The 18292-nt window shown below is 44.9% G+C and carries 17 protein-coding genes; 9 read left to right on the top strand and 8 right to left on the bottom strand.

All coding sequences use genetic code 11. From position 1 onward, the window contains the following. Positions 1–53: 53 nt before the first annotated feature. Positions 54–1469, bottom strand: coding sequence for an RNA polymerase factor sigma-54 (gene rpoN, locus ACX0G7_RS14300; protein ID WP_458924171.1), 1416 nt, complete (start codon positions 1467–1469; stop codon positions 54–56). 380 nt (positions 1470–1849) lie between these two features. Between rpoN and ACX0G7_RS14295 the strand changes: the two genes are divergently transcribed. After that, the gene (locus ACX0G7_RS14295) at positions 1850–2281 is read left to right on the top strand and encodes a response regulator (protein ID WP_458924170.1); all 432 of its coding nucleotides are present in this window, start codon (positions 1850–1852) and stop codon (positions 2279–2281) included. 196 nt (positions 2282–2477) lie between these two features. Here ACX0G7_RS14295 and ACX0G7_RS14290 read toward each other — a convergent pair whose 3' ends face one another. The 3 genes from ACX0G7_RS14290 to ACX0G7_RS14280 form a co-directional block, all read right to left on the bottom strand. Beyond that, positions 2478–2840, bottom strand: coding sequence for a hypothetical protein (locus ACX0G7_RS14290; RefSeq protein WP_458924169.1), 363 nt, complete (start codon positions 2838–2840; stop codon positions 2478–2480). Continuing rightward, positions 2833–3174 (bottom strand): phage holin family protein, encoded by a 342-nt coding sequence (locus tag ACX0G7_RS14285; RefSeq protein ID WP_458924168.1) that lies wholly within the window; start codon positions 3172–3174, stop codon positions 2833–2835. The genes ACX0G7_RS14290 and ACX0G7_RS14285 overlap by 8 nt, the downstream gene beginning before the upstream one ends. Positions 3175–3236: 62 nt before the next feature. Then, entirely contained in the window at positions 3237–3506 is a 270-nt protein-coding gene (locus tag ACX0G7_RS14280) for a YtxH domain-containing protein (RefSeq protein WP_458924167.1), read from the bottom strand. A gap of 188 nt (positions 3507–3694) precedes the next feature. On the opposite strand from ACX0G7_RS14280, the gene ACX0G7_RS14275 reads away from it, so the two are divergent. The 3 genes from ACX0G7_RS14275 to ACX0G7_RS14265 all read left to right on the top strand — a co-directional run bounded on the left by ACX0G7_RS14275 (position 3695) and on the right by ACX0G7_RS14265 (position 6506). Continuing rightward, the gene (locus ACX0G7_RS14275; RefSeq protein WP_458924166.1) at positions 3695–4048 is read left to right on the top strand and encodes a response regulator; all 354 of its coding nucleotides are present in this window, start codon (positions 3695–3697) and stop codon (positions 4046–4048) included. A gap of 77 nt (positions 4049–4125) precedes the next feature. Further along, positions 4126–5439: a gluconate:H+ symporter gene (locus ACX0G7_RS14270; RefSeq protein ID WP_458924165.1), complete on the top strand. Its 1314-nt coding sequence runs from the start codon at positions 4126–4128 to the stop codon at positions 5437–5439. Positions 5440–5465: 26 nt separating this feature from the next. Continuing rightward, the gene (locus ACX0G7_RS14265) at positions 5466–6506 is read left to right on the top strand and encodes an oxidoreductase (protein ID WP_458924164.1); all 1041 of its coding nucleotides are present in this window, start codon (positions 5466–5468) and stop codon (positions 6504–6506) included. Here the strand turns inward: ACX0G7_RS14265 and ACX0G7_RS14260 are convergent, their stop codons facing one another. Then, the gene (locus ACX0G7_RS14260) at positions 6507–7502 is read right to left on the bottom strand and encodes a LuxE/PaaK family acyltransferase (protein ID WP_458924163.1); all 996 of its coding nucleotides are present in this window, start codon (positions 7500–7502) and stop codon (positions 6507–6509) included. Positions 7503–7553: 51 nt separating this feature from the next. Between ACX0G7_RS14260 and ACX0G7_RS14255 the strand changes: the two genes are divergently transcribed. From ACX0G7_RS14255 to ACX0G7_RS14245, 3 genes are all read left to right on the top strand, one after another. After that, the gene (locus ACX0G7_RS14255) at positions 7554–8021 is read left to right on the top strand and encodes a hypothetical protein (RefSeq protein WP_458924162.1); all 468 of its coding nucleotides are present in this window, start codon (positions 7554–7556) and stop codon (positions 8019–8021) included. 67 nt (positions 8022–8088) lie between these two features. Continuing rightward, positions 8089–8925 (top strand): UbiA family prenyltransferase, encoded by an 837-nt coding sequence (locus tag ACX0G7_RS14250; RefSeq protein ID WP_458924161.1) that lies wholly within the window; start codon positions 8089–8091, stop codon positions 8923–8925. Positions 8926–8957: 32 nt separating this feature from the next. Then, the gene (locus ACX0G7_RS14245; protein WP_458924160.1) at positions 8958–10076 is read left to right on the top strand and encodes a M42 family metallopeptidase; all 1119 of its coding nucleotides are present in this window, start codon (positions 8958–8960) and stop codon (positions 10074–10076) included. Positions 10077–10275: 199 nt separating this feature from the next. Here ACX0G7_RS14245 and ACX0G7_RS14240 read toward each other — a convergent pair whose 3' ends face one another. Beyond that, on the bottom strand, positions 10276–12156 hold the full coding sequence (locus ACX0G7_RS14240) for a glycoside hydrolase family 127 protein (RefSeq protein WP_458924159.1): 1881 nt from the start codon (positions 12154–12156) through the stop codon (positions 10276–10278). A 143-nt stretch (positions 12157–12299) separates the two neighbouring features. On the opposite strand from ACX0G7_RS14240, the gene ACX0G7_RS14235 reads away from it, so the two are divergent. Together ACX0G7_RS14235 and bioB are read left to right on the top strand one after the other, a co-directional pair. Continuing rightward, positions 12300–13667 (top strand): methyltransferase domain-containing protein, encoded by a 1368-nt coding sequence (locus ACX0G7_RS14235; RefSeq protein ID WP_458924158.1) that lies wholly within the window; start codon positions 12300–12302, stop codon positions 13665–13667. Positions 13668–13763: 96 nt separating this feature from the next. Beyond that, positions 13764–14747, top strand: coding sequence for a biotin synthase BioB (gene bioB, locus ACX0G7_RS14230; protein ID WP_458924157.1), 984 nt, complete (start codon positions 13764–13766; stop codon positions 14745–14747). 43 nt (positions 14748–14790) lie between these two features. On the opposite strand, the gene porQ is transcribed toward bioB, so the two are convergent. Both porQ and lon read right to left on the bottom strand, forming a co-directional pair. After that, entirely contained in the window at positions 14791–15834 is a 1044-nt protein-coding gene (gene porQ / locus ACX0G7_RS14225; RefSeq protein WP_458924156.1) for a type IX secretion system protein PorQ, read from the bottom strand. A gap of 199 nt (positions 15835–16033) precedes the next feature. After that, positions 16034–18292, bottom strand: a 2259-nt coding sequence (lon, locus tag ACX0G7_RS14220; RefSeq protein WP_458924155.1) for an endopeptidase La, incomplete at its 5' end; no start/stop codon positions are given.

The raw sequence follows: 18292 nt of genomic DNA, 5'->3' as shown, positions 1-18292 counted from the left end.
ATTTGAAACGTTATTGGTTTTAAACTTTGTTTTATTGATTCCCCTGCCCGATCTTAACCCCAGATGCCTCTCAAATGCGCGACCGGGATCTGCAACAACTCACGATATTTTGCAACGGTTCTCCTGGCTATTGAATATCCCTTATCAGCCAGTATGGCAACCAGTTGCTGATCAGTCAACGGATGTTTTTTATCTTCCTGCCCGATTACTTCTTCGATCGTTGACTGGATCACCCGGTTACTTGTCGATTCACCCTTTTCGTTTACAAGCCCTTCAGTGAACAGATCTTTCAACAGCAAGGTGCCGAAACTTGTTTCAGCATATTTATTACTCGTGATCCGCGATATTGTCGAAATATCCAGCGACACCATATCTGCCACGTTTTTGAGGATCATCGGCTTCAGCAGGCGGATGTCTCCTTCTTTGAAATATTCATATTGCAGCTTAACGATTGTTTTCATCACCTGCAACATATTCGTTTCACGCTGACGGATTGCGTCTATGAACCACTGGGCTGACTGGAGTTTGTTACGGAGATACACCTTTGCTTCCTTCTGTTGCTTTCCTTCGCATTGTGCCTCAACGGATTCTTTCCAGGAGGTATTAATATGAAGCATTGCTGAGCGGCTATTGTATAGTTCCACTTCAAGTTTATCACCTTCCATCCTGACAATAAAATCAGGTATAATTTTCTGCCTGTCTGTTGCTGTCCGGTTATTGTCAGTCACCGGGCGCATTTTCAGGGTTGATATCAACTGCAGAACGATCTTAAGCTCTTCTTCTTCGAGTTGAAGGCGCTGACAGATCTTTTCCATATTGGCGCCCTTCATCTCATCATAAAAATCTTTAAGCAGTGCTATCGCCATTTTGACGTCCGGCCTCTTTGTATTCATCCTTTCCAACTGGATTAAGAGGCACTGCCGGGTATCCGCTGAACCGAGTCCATAAGGTTCCAGCTGATGCACCTTCACAAGCACTTTCTCAATGACTTCCGGTTCTATCCAAACGCCGTTCTTAAAAGAATAATTTTCGGCAATCTGCTCCAGGTTCTGTTCCAGCATCCCGTAATCATTCAGGGAATCAATAATATAGTCGGCCAGTTTCCACTCCTCTTCTTCGGTCCACAAAAGCCGGAACTGTTGTTTCGCCTCTTCCCGGAAATCAACACTGTCGGCCAGAGAGCTTTGAAAAGTGGTATCCTCCGGCAAATAATTCGCATATTCAAGTTTATAGTCGGGTATATCATCGTACACAAACTCGTCATAATCTTTATAGTCTTCCACCGTCCCGGCGTCCGCAGAGTCAGCGCTCTCCACATCATCTGCCTTCTCTAACAGGGGATTTTCCTCGAGTTCCTGTTGGATGCGGTGTTCCAGTTCGAGCTGGTTGAGACGAAAGAAGTTGAGCAGCTGAATTTGCTGAGGCAATATTTTTAGCCCTTGTTTCTGAGTGAGATTTTGTTGAATCATAAGCTTGGGATGTTTTGTGGGTATGATCTTCCAACAAAAGCACCAAAAACAGTCATTTACCAGATTTTTTCCCCGAAATCATAAACCGCTGATTTTCAAAGATCTACGGGTTGGTCTAGGTTGAGCACACAGTAACGGATAATATGTTCTACAATTATACCATTATATTTGCGGAAGAAATTACCCATATTGGGATGCCCAGGAAAAAGTTTTATCCCAGGACCACTAGATTTGCCCTCCTATGGGTAGAATAATCCACATCTTATGCTGCGAGATCAGAGCCAGGTGGGCGTATCAAGTAAGCAATAAGGTTGCACCTAGCCTATGTAATTTCCATCTTACACAATTATTTCTTTATTTTCGCTCACTAACCTAAGATGATGAGCACGACTTCGATTTTGATTGCGGACGATGATGCAGATGACCGTTACCTGTTGCAGACTGCCTTTTTTGAAAAGGGGTACAAGGAGAAGATTGAGTTTGTGGAGAATGGAGTGGAAGTGCTGAACTTCCTGCTAAACGTGAAACCGGGGGAGGATAACAAGAAATACTTTCCCAAATTTGTGTTGCTGGATCTCAACATGCCTAAAAAGGATGGCAGGGAAGTATTGAAAGAAATGAAGGAAAATCCTGAGCTCAAGAGTATCCCGGTGATCGTCTTTACTACAACAAAAAATGAAAACGAGATCAGGCGCTGCTACGAGCTCGGTGCTAACACTTATATTATTAAACCAGTCAGTTTTGACGCCCTGCTCAACGTGGTAGAAAATATCCGGAGTTATTGGCTGAATACTGCTTCAATCCCTGTTTAAGGTCCACCCGGTACCTGGTTAAGATTACAAACAAGTACACTTTCAGGATTATTACTGCTTCCAGGGTTTGGCAAGGTTCACTCCCGGACAGAAAAATCCCGCCAGATGGCAATATACCATATGCGGTCGTCAGGATGAGCACCGGGATGCGGGATCCATAATCCTGATTTCACTCAGGGATACAAGCGTTGGCTACTCAGGTAAACTTCTTAACCATCTTGGTGAGAAGACCAGGTTTAGCCGAATTTGATACCAGGTTTGTAGTTACCCTGCGCATGACAAAAGGCAGCACCGTTTTTACTGCCCATCCTGCGCGCTTTAACAGAAGTTTTCGCATAAGGATGTCCGTGGTAAGACCAACGGCAATCCCCAGCAATGGATTACTGGCTGCCTTATTTTTGAAACTTCCGACAAAGGCGATTGCTTTAGAGGCAGGCTTCAGATCCGACTTCAATCCTTTGAGGTCGAGTTCAATCAGTTCTTTCTGCGCTTCAAGCAGAGCCTCAAGACGTTTCTTTTCAAGCATCATCTCCTCGTGGGTCGTTATATTTTTACTCATAAATCTTTTTCACTAAATAGTTCCTCAAAAATGGATCTATGATTTTTTTCCGCATCATTAATACGCAGATCATGATCAGCAGGTAGATACCGGCAACTATGAAATACCCGGCGATGATACTCTCAAGCATACTCCCTATCCACCAGGCCAGGCCAAGTCCCACAAATAATATGAAGAAAATAGATAAAATTGCCAGCAGGAAGCCAGCGATCACGGCAGACCCTGCTGCTGTAGATTTTTCAGTAACTTTTAATAACCCGAGCTTGTAATAAGTGTGGATATAATCGCCGGCATGTTCAATCAGATCGTCTGCTCTTTCCTTTAATTCCGCCATAGTTCTTAATTGTTCGGAGTAATTAAAAAAGTCAGGCAGGAGTGAACCTGCCTGAACTTTTATTAGCTAAGGCCTTGTTTAAGTTTGTTAACCCGATTTTCAGCTTCTGTCCTGAGATTTTTTGCTTCTTCAGTAGCACTATCTTTCATAACCCCCAACTTCTCTTTTCCTGTCGCAACGAGGTCAGCAATTTCACCAGCGAAATCACCAGCTTTTGCCTTGATACGCTCCCTGAGCTCGGAGCCTTTTTCAGGCGCTAATAATAAACCTATGACAGCTCCCGCGGCTGCTGCGCCTACTATACCTAAAATAATCTTTGTGTTGGTAGTCATAACTGTTTTTTTAAATTTAGTAATACCGAACAGAGCAAAAAATCATGCCGTTCGTTGGTACAGGTAATTACAATTCAATATGTTTTACTTGGGAAATTTAATCCCCACAACCATCAAAAGAGCCTGCCGGGGCCTGAGAATCGATCCGGCATCCAATTTATATAGGTATGCTGACGTTAATTAGTTTCATGGAAAAAGTTTTAATTATAGATGATGAGGTTGATTTATGTCTGCTCATGAAGACTTTTTTTAAACAAAAAAATCAATATGATGTCGAACTGGCCCACACCCTGAATGAGGGCCTTAATAAATTAGATCAGTTTTCGCCGGATATCGTCTTTCTCGACAATAATCTGCCGGATGGTCTCGGATGGGATCATGCGAGGGAGATATTGGAAAGGCACCCCTCCGTGCGTTTGAATCTCATCAGTGCCTATCATCCTAATCTTCCTTCCGTAAAAATTACTCCAAATCTAAAAATCTGGGAGAAACCTATTTCTTTAAAAGCAATAGACACTTATCTCCACGCGATTCAAACTTAATGTAATGACTCCTTAGTGTGCAGGCGTTGGGTATTTACGGGTTTACCATATATTCGTAACTATAACCCACGAACGCTATGACGCTACTTACGATTGTGTTGTGTATCCTGTCCCTGGTTATACTTATATCATGGGGTAAGATAAACGCCTTCCTTGCCTTTCTGCTGGTGTCCATTGCAACAGGGCTTTTGCTGGGTATCCCCTTGCGAACAATAACAGCGTCCGTCCAGAAAGGTATCGGCGACACCCTCGGAAGCCTGGTCATCGTGATCAGTCTTGGTGCCATGCTTGGAAAGCTGGTAGCAGAAAGTGGTGCTGCACAGCAGATTGCCTCTACGATGATGGGGATCTTTGGTGTGAAATATATTCAATGGGCATTAATGGCCACCGGGTTCATCGTAGGCATCCCCTTGTTTTACAACGTTGGATTTGTATTGATGATCCCCCTTATCTTTTCGGTTGTTTATCAATACAAATTACCCGCTGTATACATTGGCTTACCGATGCTCGCCTCGCTTTCGGTAACTCATGGTTTTCTGCCACCCCATCCTGCCCCTACCGCGCTCGTCGCCCAGTTCCAGGCGAATATGGGACTTACCTTATTATACGGAATGATGGTAGCTATACCTGCCATCATTGTCGCAGGCCCCATCTTTTCAAAGACACTGAAGGGTATTGTGTCCGTACCGCTCAAGACCTTCGAAGTTCAAACCTTACCCGCTGATATGTTACCTGGCAGAGCAAATAGTTTCTTGTCTTCCCTGCTGCCGGTAATTCTACTGATGGCCACTACCATCATCCCCTTCTTTCTTCCGCCAGCAGGCCTGGCCCGCGACGTGGCTGTTTTTATCAGCGAACCAACGACCGTAATGCTGATTGCGCTGATCGTAGCAACCTATACTTTAGGGATATTGATGGGCAAAAAAATGAGCACCATCATGAATCTTTACAGTGATGCCGTTAAAGACATTGCCATGATCATTTTTATAGTTGCAGGAGCCGGGGCATTAAAACAGGTCTTCATTGATAGTGGTGTGAGCAACCAGATCGCTTCGGTTCTACAGACCTGGAACATTCATCCGTTGTTACTCGGCTGGTTGATCGCATGTATCATCAGGGTCTGCATCGGGTCTGCAACAGTTGCGGGACTGACTACTGCAGGCATCATGGCCCCAATACTCATCCAATCCAATGCAAATCCGAACCTGATGGTACTTGCCATAGGCGCCGGCAGCCTGATGTTTTCCCATGTTAACGACGGGGGATTCTGGATGTTTAAAGAGTACTTTAATCTCAGTATGAAGGATACCCTGCGCTCCTGGTCACTGATGGAATCAATTGTAGCGATTGTTGGTATCATGGGAGTGATGGTACTTAACGCCTTTATATAATTAATAAATCTATCAACTTTCCTGACATGATCATACGCACTGGTATAGTTGGTTTTGGCATATCGGCCAAAGTTTTTCACGCCCCGTTTATTGTAACAAACCCTGGATTTAAACTGGTGAGCGTGCTGGAAAGAACAAAATCCGAATCAGCTGAAAAGTATCCCGGGGTTCGGATTGTCAGGTCTATAGATGAAATGATCAATGACCCTGAAATTGATCTCATCGTTATAACAACACCGAATGAAACACATTTCCCTTACACAAAGCGGGCACTAGAAGCCGGCAAAAACGTAGTGTTGGAAAAGCCCTTTGCGAATTCAACAGCCGAAGCAAAAGAATTGGTTCAGATAGCAGCCGCGAGCGGCAAAATGCTCAGTGTTTACCAGAACCGGCGGTATGTGAGCGACTATCTGACCATCAGGGAAATACTGGCTAAAAAGTTACTCGGCGACCTGCATGCGTTTGAAGCTCATTATGATCGCTACCGGATCGAGGAAAGACCGCAGGCCTGGAGAGAAAAGCCGGAGCCGGGAAGCGGGATACTATTTGACCTGGGTGCCCATCTCATCGATCAGTCTCTTACTTTGTTCGGGTGGCCCACCGCAATCACTGCTGATGTCAGGATGCAGCGCTCCCACGCCAAAACGGATGATTACTTCGATCTGAGACTCGATTACGGGTTTCTTCACGTCCGGTTAACTGCGGGTATGCTGGTCCGTGAACCGGGTCCGCGCTACATGATCCATGGCACAAAGGGTTCATTCATAAAATATGGTGAAGATGTACAGGAAGCGAAGCTGAGAGCAGGTGAGTTGCCGGTTGGAGATGACTGGGGCGCTGAACCGGAGTCCATTTATGGCCTGCTGCATACCGAAATCGACGGAAAGCTGGTAAGGGAAAAATATCCTTCCCTCAAAGGTCACTACGGAGAATACTACAATAGCATCTACCAGACAATGGTCAATGGGAAGCCGCTTTCGGAAACCCCGGAAGATGGCTATAACACCATCCGGATCATTGAGGCAGCCTTTGAGAGTAACAAAAAGAAGTGCACCCTACCCCTGTAATCACTTCTCCTGAAAATCACTTACCATTAAACTACAGCCTCTGACATCGCTGTTATCCATCCTGCCCTGCACTTCGAATCTCAGATCTTCGCGAACGATCCCGATATCATCTGTTGCAATGAAGGCGCAGGAATAGAGGTTGGCCAGATCAATGATGTTTAAGATCCCTTTGCCTGTTTGATTGACGGAAAGCGGATCATCGTCATCTCTCACCATCACCCGCATCCAGGGGGGACAGCTGAACAATCCATCAGACAAAGCATAAGCCTGCGATAGCAGCTCAGTCATCCCATATTCGGAATGAATTCCGGCCAGACCAAAATGGGTCTTCAACGTTTCATGCAATTCGACCCGCGTGATTTCCCTCCGCCGCCCTTTCATGCCACCGGTTTCCATGACTACGCAATGTTTAAGCGGCATACCGGCTTGTTCACCAAAATCAAGCAGCGCAAAACTTACCCCGATCAGGAGTGTACGCTGGCCGGCCAGTTGCAATTCCTGGAGATTAGCCTTTAATTGCTCATGTTCATACAGGAAAAATCCACTTAGCGGATGTTTAGACTCTTTGATTAACTGGTCGACCATCATCACCAGGGATGATGAAGACCTTTCAAGATACGACGGTAACAGTCCTATCACGCACCATTGCTGCGGCTCTCCATAGAATTTCCGGAATGCCTCCATAAAACTTCGCCGGTACAGATTGGTATTTTTTACGAAATGCCGGCTATTTACCGAGCCGGTGGTTCCGCTGCTCTCAAAGATCACTTCAGGCTCAAAATTACCGGTAATCACTTTTTGTGTCTTAAAAAAGGAAATAGGCAGGAAGGGCACTTGATCGAGGCTTTGAACCTTTGCCGGATCTACATTTAACGCGGAAAGATAATCCCGGTAAACCAGGTTGCCGGTCGCCTGTAAGCGGAATACGGAGAGCGCCAGCGACTCAAAAGTCCCGGCATTCACCTGGAAAATTTTATCTTCGTATTCACAATTCATATACTTATATTCACTCTCCGGCCGTTAATTTTGTGATCAATAATTTTTATTATGCGGTATAGTTTACCTGCTTTGGTGTTAATACTTGCTATGGTAGTCGTTTCGTGCAGCAAAGATAAGGTAGAGACCAAACCATCAATTAATGTAAAGTCTCTCAGTTCCAAGCTCATCCCGGTTAACGGCGATCTCAGTATTAATCTCGAGTTCCGGGACAAGGAGGCTGATCTTGAATCGATTTTTGTTCAGAAGATCAGGCAGAACATCCGCAAGACCACCACTATCCGCGATACCTTTTCGTTATCTGTAGCGGATTTTCCAAAGAAAACGGATGGCGACATTGAAATGAGATTGTTTTATCAGTTACAACTGATCTCTGCCGAAAGGGCTCCGGCAAATCCTAATTCGTCTACAGGTTTTGAAAGCGATAGTATAGTGATAAGGCTTGCACTACGTGACAAGGCTAAAAATGTAAGTGATACGGTTACCACTGAACAGATAGTGGTTCAACGTATAAACTAAACCAGGCACTATCCTGTTTCCACCACTATCTCTCCTGACAGCTATGGATGGCACTTATCCCAGAGACTTGCGGGGCTTAATCAGATCGTCCATTCATTTCTTCGTATTCAGCAGCCTTTATATAGCAGGTTGTGCGCTGATGATGATTCATCAGACAAACGATCTGCTGGATCTTCAGTATGACATCTTTCATTACTACTGTTTCGTTACATTCTCTACAATCTGTAGTTACAATTTTCACTGGGGACTAACCCCATCAATTGACACCAAACTCGTCAGGCTTGGCTGGACCGTTAGAAATAAACACCTGCATATTATATTGTTCGTGATTGGTGCTGCAGGTGCAACCTGGTATTTTTTCTACTTCACAGAACATTGGTTTTGGTTGAGTATCGGCGTTATCCTGACGTTTTTGTATTCTGCGCCTAAAGTGCCGGGACTTAGAAATCTGAAAAACATCGCTGTGGCTAAAACGCTATTCCTGGCTTCGGTGTGGATGTATGTCACAACAGCCCTGCCCATATTCCTTTCGGGTAAAAACTGGGGGACCCCGGAAATATTATTCTGCACTTCCCGTTTTCTGTTTATCTACAGCATTTGCATCCTGTTCGATTATCGTGATCGTGACTATGACAGAAGTGAAGGAATAAAAAGCATGATTACCATTCTTAATGACAAAGGCGTGGACAAGCTCTTTTATCTGACATTAATATTATTTGCCTGTTCAACCAGCGCACTTGCCTGGAATGGGTTCTCAATAACAGATGTTGTATTGATACTTTTGCCGGGCGTTATCATGATACCATTGTACTATCTGGCGAAGAAAAATTTTTCCGACTATCTTTACTACATAATACTTGACGGAATGATGATGTTACCGGCAATACTTACATCAGTTTTTTAACCATTGTTCAAATAAATCAATTATAAGAAAACATGGCAAAACAGTTATCCAGGGCTAAGCCCATCCAGCGAATACCTGGCAAATCCTATGAATTTTTAAAGAGTTACCTTAATAATCCATCCCCTGTTGGCTTCGAAAGCAGCGGTCAGAAACTTTGGCTCGATTATATCAAACCGTACGTTGACACCCATTTTACAGATCCATACGGAACAGCGGTAGGTGTTGTGAATCCAAAAGCCACCTTCAAAGTGGTGATTGAAGGACATGCGGATGAAATCAGCTGGTTCGTTAATTATATTACTCCCGAGGGTCTTATTTACCTGAAAAGAAATGGTGGTGTTGATCACCAGATCGCACCGGCGCAACGGGTATTGATACATGGCAGAAAAGGACCGGTGAAAGCTGTATTCGGTTGGCCGGCGATACATACGCGCCTTAGCAATAATGATTCTAAAGAACCACAGCCCCGCGTAGATAACCTTTTTCTTGACTGTGGTGCCAGAAATAAAAAAGAGATCGAGGAACTGGGCATACATATAGGTGCAGTGGTTACCTACCAGGACGGCTTTGAAGAAATGGCTTATGATTATTATATCGCCAGGGCATTTGATAACCGCATAGGTGGTTATATGATTGCTGAAGTAGCACGTCTGATAAAAGAGAACAATAAAAAACTTCCTTATGGTTTGTATGTGGTAAACGCGGTGCAGGAAGAAATTGGGTTGAGGGGAGCAGAAATGATTGCGCGCCGGATCAAACCGGATGTAGCCATCATTACTGACGTTACGCATGATACACATACGCCAATGATCAATAAGATCATTGAAGGAGATGTTCTATGTGGTAAAGGACCATCACTCGCGTACGGGCCCGCAGTGCACAACAAACTGTTGAGTTTTGTTGAAGACATCGCCGCGCAGAAAAAAATTCCCGTACAGATGCGTACCGTATCGAGAAGTACCGGAACAGATACTGATTCGTTTGCTTATGCCAATGACGGATGTCCCTCTGTGCTGATCTCAATTCCTTTGCGTTACATGCATACAACTGTTGAGATGCTGCATAAGAAGGATATCGAACAAACCATAGAGCTTATGTACGAAACGCTGCTGGCACTTACGCCATCAACCAATCTCAGTTATTTCCAATGATAAACTGGTATTTGCTATATATCGACCCGGGCAGCGGTAGTTACCTTATACAGGCAATTATCGCTGCCGTTTTGGGCGCACTGTTTTATTTTAAAACGATATGGTGGAAATTGAAATCCTTTTTCAACAGGTCGAAAAAACACAAGGAAACTCCGGACAAACTCACTGACAACCCATAATCACCCGACCTGCTCCCGGGCTATTTGAATCTTGCATCAACAAGCTGGGGCATCCATACAACAAAATACGAGGCGTCTGTTCCGTTACCTGCTGAAGCATAATCACAGAGCGAAACCTGGATTGGCTTTTCACGATTTTCGGGATAGGATTCCGGGGCGAAAAGCCCCTTCACTTCCATCCAAACATCTTTTTTACCCGAAGTGGTATCTCTCAAAATGAATCCGCCTTCTTTAGTTTTAACAGGTTTGAGTACCGCGGCGAGTTCCGGTCCGCCGAGCCTGGTGTCCCTGGCAAATAACACCGGGCCACGCATAAACGCAACATAGGATGGATTTTTTCCAAGCGTTTGCAACCTGGTGTTCATGTCGAAGACCACTTCGATTTCGTCCCCGCTTTTCCAGGTCCTTGAAATTTTCCTGAACTCCCCTGCGGTTATTGCGGCTACCGGCTCCCCGTTCACTTTCATGGTCGTGTTCACACTCCATTGAGGTACCCTTATTTTTATTTCAAACTGCTCTGCTTCGGGTAAGTTTATTTTAGCAATAACATTACCGTTGCGTGGATACTGAGTTTGCTGGTTAATTGTCACCTTCTGTCTTTTCGGAGTTGAAGATTCGTATACCCCATCAACAAAAAAGTTGATAGAAATTCCGTTTGCAGCAGACATCACCGTGGTGTGAGGAAGCGTAAACAAACCTCTCGGTCCACTTGCAATACAACAGTTAAGTCCCATATTACAATGCTCCTCCCCTTCCATTCTTCTTCCTGCAAGAGGCGTGTACTGCGCCCAATGGCGGCCATCCGGGCTCATTGCACCGAGTAAAGCATTATAGTAAGCTATCTCGATGGCATCAGCATATTTTGATTCGCCGGTAAGTCTTAGCAATTGCTGGCTCAGTTTTATCCAGGTTACGGTAACACAGGTTTCCTGGTATTTATATATCGGGTTGACCTGTAATTGCCTGCCCCCGAACCAACATTCGATAGCAGAGCCCGAGCCCGCAGCATTGATCTCGGTATCGAGAATATTCTGCCATGTTTTTTCTACTGCCTGCTTATATAACGGATTAGCCGTTATCCTGTAAAGTTCCAGTAGTCCCTCGTAACAAGACATCATTTCATATGACTTCTGCCCCTGTAGTGAGCTGAACCATTTTTCCGGCGCGGGTCTTGGAAACCTTGACGCGACATCAACTGAAGCCTTGCTGATCAGTTGTGGTCCGGCCGGAGTTTCCCACTGTGCCACAATTTTTTCTGCAGCATCCAGGTATTTCTTGTTTTTTGTGCGGGTATATAAAAGGCACATCGGTTCGAGTACTGATGAAGCCGCCATGCCCCGGTGATTACCTTTTGTAACGATGGTATCGCCACGCGCCGCCAGGTCGCTTAGCAGGTTATCAGCAAGCCTTGACGCTGCGGCTAACGTGATTTTGTCTTTTGTGATATCATAATAATCGAGCAGACCAAGCAGGCAATATTTCCTTCCCCATATATCCCACTGGTCCAGCAGGTTTGCAGGTTTATAATTTCCGATATATCCGTCCGGAGTCTGGGTTTTGATGAGGTCAGCAACAGCCTTATCGAGCACGGCCCTGGAAGCAGGATTGGGCTGATAGCGATATGCAAGAACCGCAGATGTGAACCATTTGCCCCAGAATTCAGTTTGCCAGCAACGTGCTTCATCCCTGTGCCTGAAAGGTTCGATCAGGCGATTTACATCCTGCGCAAACACGCGGTTAGCTGCAGCGTTTGCAAGCTTTTCGCCGACAAATCCATTGATCTTAACTGCGGAGCCGCGCACGAGATGATCGACCTGTGCAACAGCGCTACCATTACCCGCAAAAAAAATAACTGTGATGAATAAAAGATAAGTTCCTGATTTACGAAGAGAACAACACATGGCGAAAGAATTTTTTCTGAGCTTTCAAATGAAACCGTTCTCGCTAATCTACTAAATTTCAAGTGCATGAATGATTAATTCTCCATACACAAGCAATAAATTGTTTTTCTTTGACGCTATCTAATCATGTATAATCATCTGGCGTGAAAACAAACCGGCATCCATCATCTTATCGGGATCCTTCAGGGCATATTTTCGAGCAGGAAGGAACAATCTACCGTCAGATCAATGCATGTTATGCTGATGATTTCATACAATTGAAAAATTCCGGTCTGCTTGCAAAACTGATAGCCAACAAACAAATGATCGTTCATGATGAACTGCAGGCGGATGAAGCTACTGCCAGTGATGCATGGCTGGTCATTAAACCGGAAAGGATACCGGTGATCAGCTATCCTGCTGAATGGAGCTTTGATGCGTTGAAGGATGCCGCCTTGCTGCATCTCGATATTATGGAGCTATCAGTAAAGCATAACATGATATTGAAAGATGCAAGTCCATATAACGTACAATTTGTAAAGGGAAGGGCTATTTTTATTGACACACTTTCTTTTGAACGTTATAACCCTGACCTGCCATGGATTGCTTACCGTCAATTCTGCGAATGTTTTTTGTACCCCCTCTTGCTTGAACATTATAAAAAGTTTTACGTCAACCAGGTTTATAAAAGTTTTGCGGATGGTATCAGCGCTGCGGAAACAGCCGGCTTGCTGCCGTTTAGAAGTCGCTTCAGCCTTGGTTGCTGGCTGCATGTTTTCCTGCCTGCGTCAGTCGCGGGATCCAGACATAAATCAGGAAGAACAATAGTATTCAACAAAAATAAAATGATTAACCTGGTGAGTCATCTGCAGAGCCTTATCCGGGGATTGAGATCTAATGACAAGTCTGCCGCAGCCTGGAACACTTATTACGCTGAAACTATTTTGAGTGAGAGTTATTTGCAGAACAAGAAAGCAATTTTTAATGAGCTTACAGGCAACCTGAAGATATCATCGGCAATTGATATCGGTTCGAATGATGGTTACTTTTCAGGTCTGATGGCGAGTAAAGGTGCGAGTATTATTGCTATTGATAACGATGCCCCGTCAGTGAACCGGCTATTTCTGAAGGTCAGAAAAGAATCGCTCAACATACTACCTCTTGTTGTGGACATCAGCAGTCCCACACCTGCTGTTGGTTTTCAAAATTTGGAACGCAGCAGCTTTTTGCAAAGGCTGAATTGCGAACTGATAGTGGCGCTTGCTCTTGTTCATCATCTTGTGATCGGAAAAAATATTAAATTGGAAATGCTTGCTTCATTTTTTTGTGAGCATACAAAATGGTTGTTGATTGAATTCGTTCCAAAACAAGATCCTAAGGTAGCGGCTATGCTGGCTGCAAGGACAGATATATTCCCGGATTATAACCAGGAAGGCTTCGAATCAACCTTGTCTGTTTATTTTACGCTGGTTAATAAACAACCGGTTCCGGGCACGGAGAGAGTAATTTATTTGTATAAAAAAAATACCTGAAATAAGCAACGGGCAGAATAGCATTTCACCGTTCCATTTCATTTTCATGATTCATATTTGACAACTTTCATGTACGTTTGTCTGCAAATTAATCGTATGAAGGATATGCTGAGAAACGATTGGACCAAAGAAGAGATTCAGGAAATTTATAATACACCGTTGCTCGATCTTATTTTTAAGGCAGCCACTGTTCATCGCCAATACGAAGGCACAGGTGAAGTGCAGGTTTGTACATTGTTATCCATCAAAACCGGGGGATGCAGTGAAGACTGTGCGTATTGTCCACAGGCAGCGAGGTACAACACTGACGTCAAGGTACATGCGCTGATGAAAAAAGAGGAAGTACTTAATTATGCCTTACAGGCAAAGGAAGCCGGATCCACAAGATTTTGTATGGGTGCAGCCTGGCGCGAAGTAAGAGATAACCGCGATTTTGACCGGGTACTTGATATGGTGAAAGGAGTTAATTCATTGGGTATGGAAGTCTGCTGCACACTGGGGATGCTGACCCCCGACCAGGCACAGAAGCTCGCAGATGCAGGTTTATATGCCTACAATCATAACCTGGATACTTCTTCAGAATATTATGAAGAGATCATTACTACAAGAACATACGAGGATCGTTTACAAACACTGGATAACGTGCGCAAAGCCGGGGTAAGTGTATGTTGTGGTGGCATCATAGGACTTGGTGAAAACCACGATGACCGCATCACAATGCTTCATACCCTGGCTACGCTGCCTGAACATCCCGAAAGCGTTCCCATCAATGCCCTGGTTCCGGTTAAAGGCACTCCGCTGGAAAACAACGCGCGTGTGGATGTGTGGGATATGGTAAGGATGATAGCAACCGCAAGGATACTTATGCCGCGCACCATGGTGAGGTTAAGTGCAGGACGCGCCACCATGACGGTAGCCGAACAGGCACTTTGTTTCATGGCCGGTGCGAATTCCATTTTTGCCGGTGAAAAATTACTGACCACCCCGAACCCGAGTTTTGGAGAAGATAAGATCATGTTTGATCTGTTGGGCCTGACGCCGAGGGAGGCTTTCAAAAATGAAAAAGCCGCCGTTTGTTAATCCGGTGAGGTGGCCCTTGGAAACGTTGGCCAAAAACCGGGCATTAAAGCTTTCCAAAGGCTGAAAATTCGTTGAATTTTACATTGATACCGATCTGGTGATATGGACGGCTGCCCTGGTAATAAGCCTGCCCATACCTAAGCTGCATCTTTTTAAACAAAACCCCGGCACCGGCTGAAAACCCGTTCAGCCCGTTGCCGGACTCGCCAATATTCAACTCCTTTCTCCGGAGGTAATTGTAACCCAGCGACACCTCTACCTTATCAGTAATGTAAACCTGGGTAGCGAGGATAATATGCCTGAAGATATTGTCGAGGCTGAAGCTTTTTGTTTGCTGCTCAAGCCCGTTCTCATTATTGTAAACGCTATCATTATAGGTAACATCAAACCGGTGGAGCCTGTTAACCGTTAAGGAGAACTGGAGTGGAGCATTTTTCAATCTTTTTGATATCCCTACCTGGAGATCGAAAGGCAACTCTTCCTTTGAAGTTCCGGCATAAGTGGATAGCTGGGTTCCTATATTTTTGATCGCAAACGAAGACTGAATGCCATTGGCGGTATCGAAATAAGATAATCCAAGGTCGACAGCAAGGCCGGAGGAACTATATGCGCCGTACACTGATCCTATGTATTTTATACTGGCTCCGTATACCCATCTTGATAAGTAGTTACGGCTCATGCTCAGTTGAGCCACATAATCCCTGGGACGGAAATCCCCCATAAGGTTACCGGAAGCATCTGCCTGGTTAACGTTACCATAATCAAAATACATCACACCCAGTGCAAAATTGGTCTTCCACCTTTCACTGCGGTATCCTGCCTGTAAATGATAATTTTTTATCCCACCATAAAAAGAATTAAAAACGAAAGAGGCCTGTGTGTGCATGGTTTCCCGCAACAAAGAGGGGCTATGGAAGGCCATCCCGATATCATCCGTTTGATTGGTGATGTTCTCCCCGCCGAGAGCCGTAAGCTGCGGAGTATTTGAAAGACGGAGAAAATTAAATACACTGTTCCCACCCAGCGTTTGTGCATCAAGAGCTATACTTCTTACCAGGAAGAAAATGATGAATAAGCCCTGTTTCATTGTTAAAACGAATATACCCAATTTGAGTATGAGGGACCGGTCCTAAACAAAAATTCCTCCATGGACATGGAGGAATTTCTTTAACCCTTAAAACAACCAACATGAAAAATTCTTATTGATTATTTAAATATAACAGGGTTTCTAATACAATGTTTGGATGCTAATAATATAAATTATTAAAATGCCATTAAAAACCCTTTCAACTAAGTGCAATGTCTAAGACCTGTGTCATGGTTTTTACATAATGGAACTTCAGACCTTTAAGAAACGCAGAGTCTATCTCCTGTATATCTTTTTCGTTCAGCCAACACAAAACAATCTCCTTGATCCCCGCCCGCTTCGCTGCCAGGATCTTCTCCTTTATGCCGCCAACCGGTAAAACCTGGCCCCTGAGGGTGATCTCCCCGGTCATGGCAAGATAGCTTTTTACTTTACGGCCGCTAAGCGCCGAGGCGATCGCCGTCATCATCGTGATACCCGCGCTGGGTCCGTCCTTTGGAACGGCACCTTCCGGTACATGCACATGGATTGTTTTAGTATTGAAAAGTTCCGGAGCGAGATCGACCTTTTTCGCATTTGAATGCAAGAAAGTGAGTGCCGTGATAGCGCTTTCCTTCATTACGTTACCGAGATTACCAGTCAGTTTCAACTCTCCTTTGCCTTCACTTACACTCGTTTCAATAAACAAAATGTCTCCCCCCACGTAGGTCCAGGCCAGGCCCACCGCAACGCCCGGCATATTCGCCACCTTATATAGTTCATTACTGTACCTGGGCTTACCGAGGATCTTATCGATGTCCTTTAAGTTTAACCCGGCCTTGATCTTATCTTTCATGGCGTATTCCCTGGCCTCATAACGCATCACCGAAGCCAGGTAACGGTCAAGTTCGCGTACGCCGCTCTCACGGGTATAGTCCTGGATAATCTTTTCAAGAACCTTATCCGGGATATTGAAGGTCATATCCTTAAGACCATGCGCTTCTTTCTGCTTTGGAACCAGGTGCCTGCGGGCGATCTCTACCTTCTCCTCAACGGCGTATCCGCTCAGGTCTATGATCTCGAGCCTGTCGCGCAGCGCCGGCTGAATATGATTGATGTCATTGGCCGTTGCTATAAACAACACCTTACTCAGATCATACTCAAGTTCCAGGTAGTTATCATAGAATGTATGGTTCTGTTCAGGATCCAGCACCTCCAGCAAAGAAGAGGAAGGATCGCCGCGGCCATCACTGCCCACCTTATCGATCTCATCGAGGATAATTACAGGGTTACTGGATTTCACCTTGCGTATTGATTGAATAATACGACCGGGCATGGCCCCGATGTAGGTTTTACGGTGTCCGCGGATTTCGCTTTCATCATGCAAACCTCCCAGGCTTATCCTGGCGTATTTTCTTCCGATAGCGCTGGCTATACTTCTGCCGAGAGAAGTTTTTCCAACCCCGGGAGGGCCAAGGAAACAAAGGATGGGGCTTTTCATGTCACCCTTTAGTTTTAATACTGCGAGGTATTCAAGAATGCGGTCCTTTACTTTGTTCATGCCATAGTGATCCTTATCCAGGATCTTTTTGGACCTTTTCAGATCATAGAGATCCTGTGTGTAATCGGCCCAGGGCAGATCAAGCATCAGGTCAAGATGGTTATAGACCACGGAATAATCAGGCGTACTTGCGTGCATTCTTTCCAGCTTCTCTATACCTTTCTTAAACATTTCAGCGGCAGCCACCGACCATTTTTTGGCCTCTGCCTTTTTCTGCATGTCCTTTAATTCACGCTCATTGGTATCTCCCCCGAGTTCGTCTTTGATACTTTTAAGCTGCTGCTGAAGAAAATAATCCCGCTGCTGCTTATCCAGTTCCGTCTTTGTTTTTGTTGTTACCTTGTTTTTCAACTCAGCAAACTGGAGTTCTTTCTGCAACAGTTGCATGAGCAGATCAGCCCTTTCCTGTATGTGATTAAGTTCGAGCAACTTCTGCTTTTCTGTAAGGTCAGTATTAAGATTACTCGAAATGAAATGGATCAGAAAAGACGGATTCTCAATATTCTTCAAAATGATCCCGGCCTCGGATGGCAGGTTCGGGGATAATAAGATGATCTGCGAAGCCAGGTCCTTGATATTGGCAACATAGGCTTCAAAATCTTCATTCTTCGAGATCGTTTCATCCTCCAGCACGGTAACTTTCGCCCTGAAATAAGGATCCTCGGAAAGTATGGTCTGAACCTTGAACCTCTTTTTGCCCTGGATGATAACGGTTGTGCCGCCATCGGGCATTTTGATAAGTTTGATAATTTTTGCGACGGTACCGATATCTTCAAGATCCGCAACGACAGGATCTTCTACCGAACTGTCTTTTTGCGCAACGACCCCTACCAATTTGTCAGCCTTATATGCGTCATTGACTGCCTTGATACTTTTGTCGCGACCCACCGTTATCGGCAGCACCACTCCGGGAAAAAG

It is taken from the genome of Flavitalea antarctica (assembly GCF_054461535.1).
The sequence above is the reverse complement of the archived record's forward strand: the minus strand, read 5'-3'. Positions and strand labels throughout refer to the sequence as shown.

Excerpts from the sequence above, each read along its gene's own strand:
- bioB (WP_458924157.1), top strand. The coding sequence starts at position 13,764 with ATGAAGGATATGCTGAGAAACGATTGGACCAAAGAAGAGATTCAGGAA.
- ACX0G7_RS14275 (WP_458924166.1), top strand. The coding sequence starts at position 3,695 with ATGGAAAAAGTTTTAATTATAGATGATGAGGTTGATTTATGTCTGCTC.
- ACX0G7_RS14260 (WP_458924163.1), bottom strand. The coding sequence starts at position 7,502 with ATGAATTGTGAATACGAAGATAAAATTTTCCAGGTGAATGCCGGGACT.
- ACX0G7_RS14280 (WP_458924167.1), bottom strand. The coding sequence starts at position 3,506 with ATGACTACCAACACAAAGATTATTTTAGGTATAGTAGGCGCAGCAGCC.
- ACX0G7_RS14265 (WP_458924164.1), top strand. The coding sequence starts at position 5,466 with ATGATCATACGCACTGGTATAGTTGGTTTTGGCATATCGGCCAAAGTT.
- ACX0G7_RS14255 (WP_458924162.1), top strand. The coding sequence starts at position 7,554 with ATGCGGTATAGTTTACCTGCTTTGGTGTTAATACTTGCTATGGTAGTC.
- ACX0G7_RS14285 (WP_458924168.1), bottom strand. The coding sequence starts at position 3,174 with ATGGCGGAATTAAAGGAAAGAGCAGACGATCTGATTGAACATGCCGGC.
- ACX0G7_RS14290 (WP_458924169.1), bottom strand. The coding sequence starts at position 2,840 with ATGAGTAAAAATATAACGACCCACGAGGAGATGATGCTTGAAAAGAAA.
- ACX0G7_RS14245 (WP_458924160.1), top strand. The coding sequence starts at position 8,958 with ATGGCAAAACAGTTATCCAGGGCTAAGCCCATCCAGCGAATACCTGGC.
- ACX0G7_RS14240 (WP_458924159.1), bottom strand. The coding sequence starts at position 12,156 with ATGTGTTGTTCTCTTCGTAAATCAGGAACTTATCTTTTATTCATCACA.
- rpoN (WP_458924171.1), bottom strand. The coding sequence starts at position 1,469 with ATGATTCAACAAAATCTCACTCAGAAACAAGGGCTAAAAATATTGCCT.
- porQ (WP_458924156.1), bottom strand. The coding sequence starts at position 15,834 with ATGAAACAGGGCTTATTCATCATTTTCTTCCTGGTAAGAAGTATAGCT.
- ACX0G7_RS14295 (WP_458924170.1), top strand. The coding sequence starts at position 1,850 with ATGAGCACGACTTCGATTTTGATTGCGGACGATGATGCAGATGACCGT.
- ACX0G7_RS14270 (WP_458924165.1), top strand. The coding sequence starts at position 4,126 with ATGACGCTACTTACGATTGTGTTGTGTATCCTGTCCCTGGTTATACTT.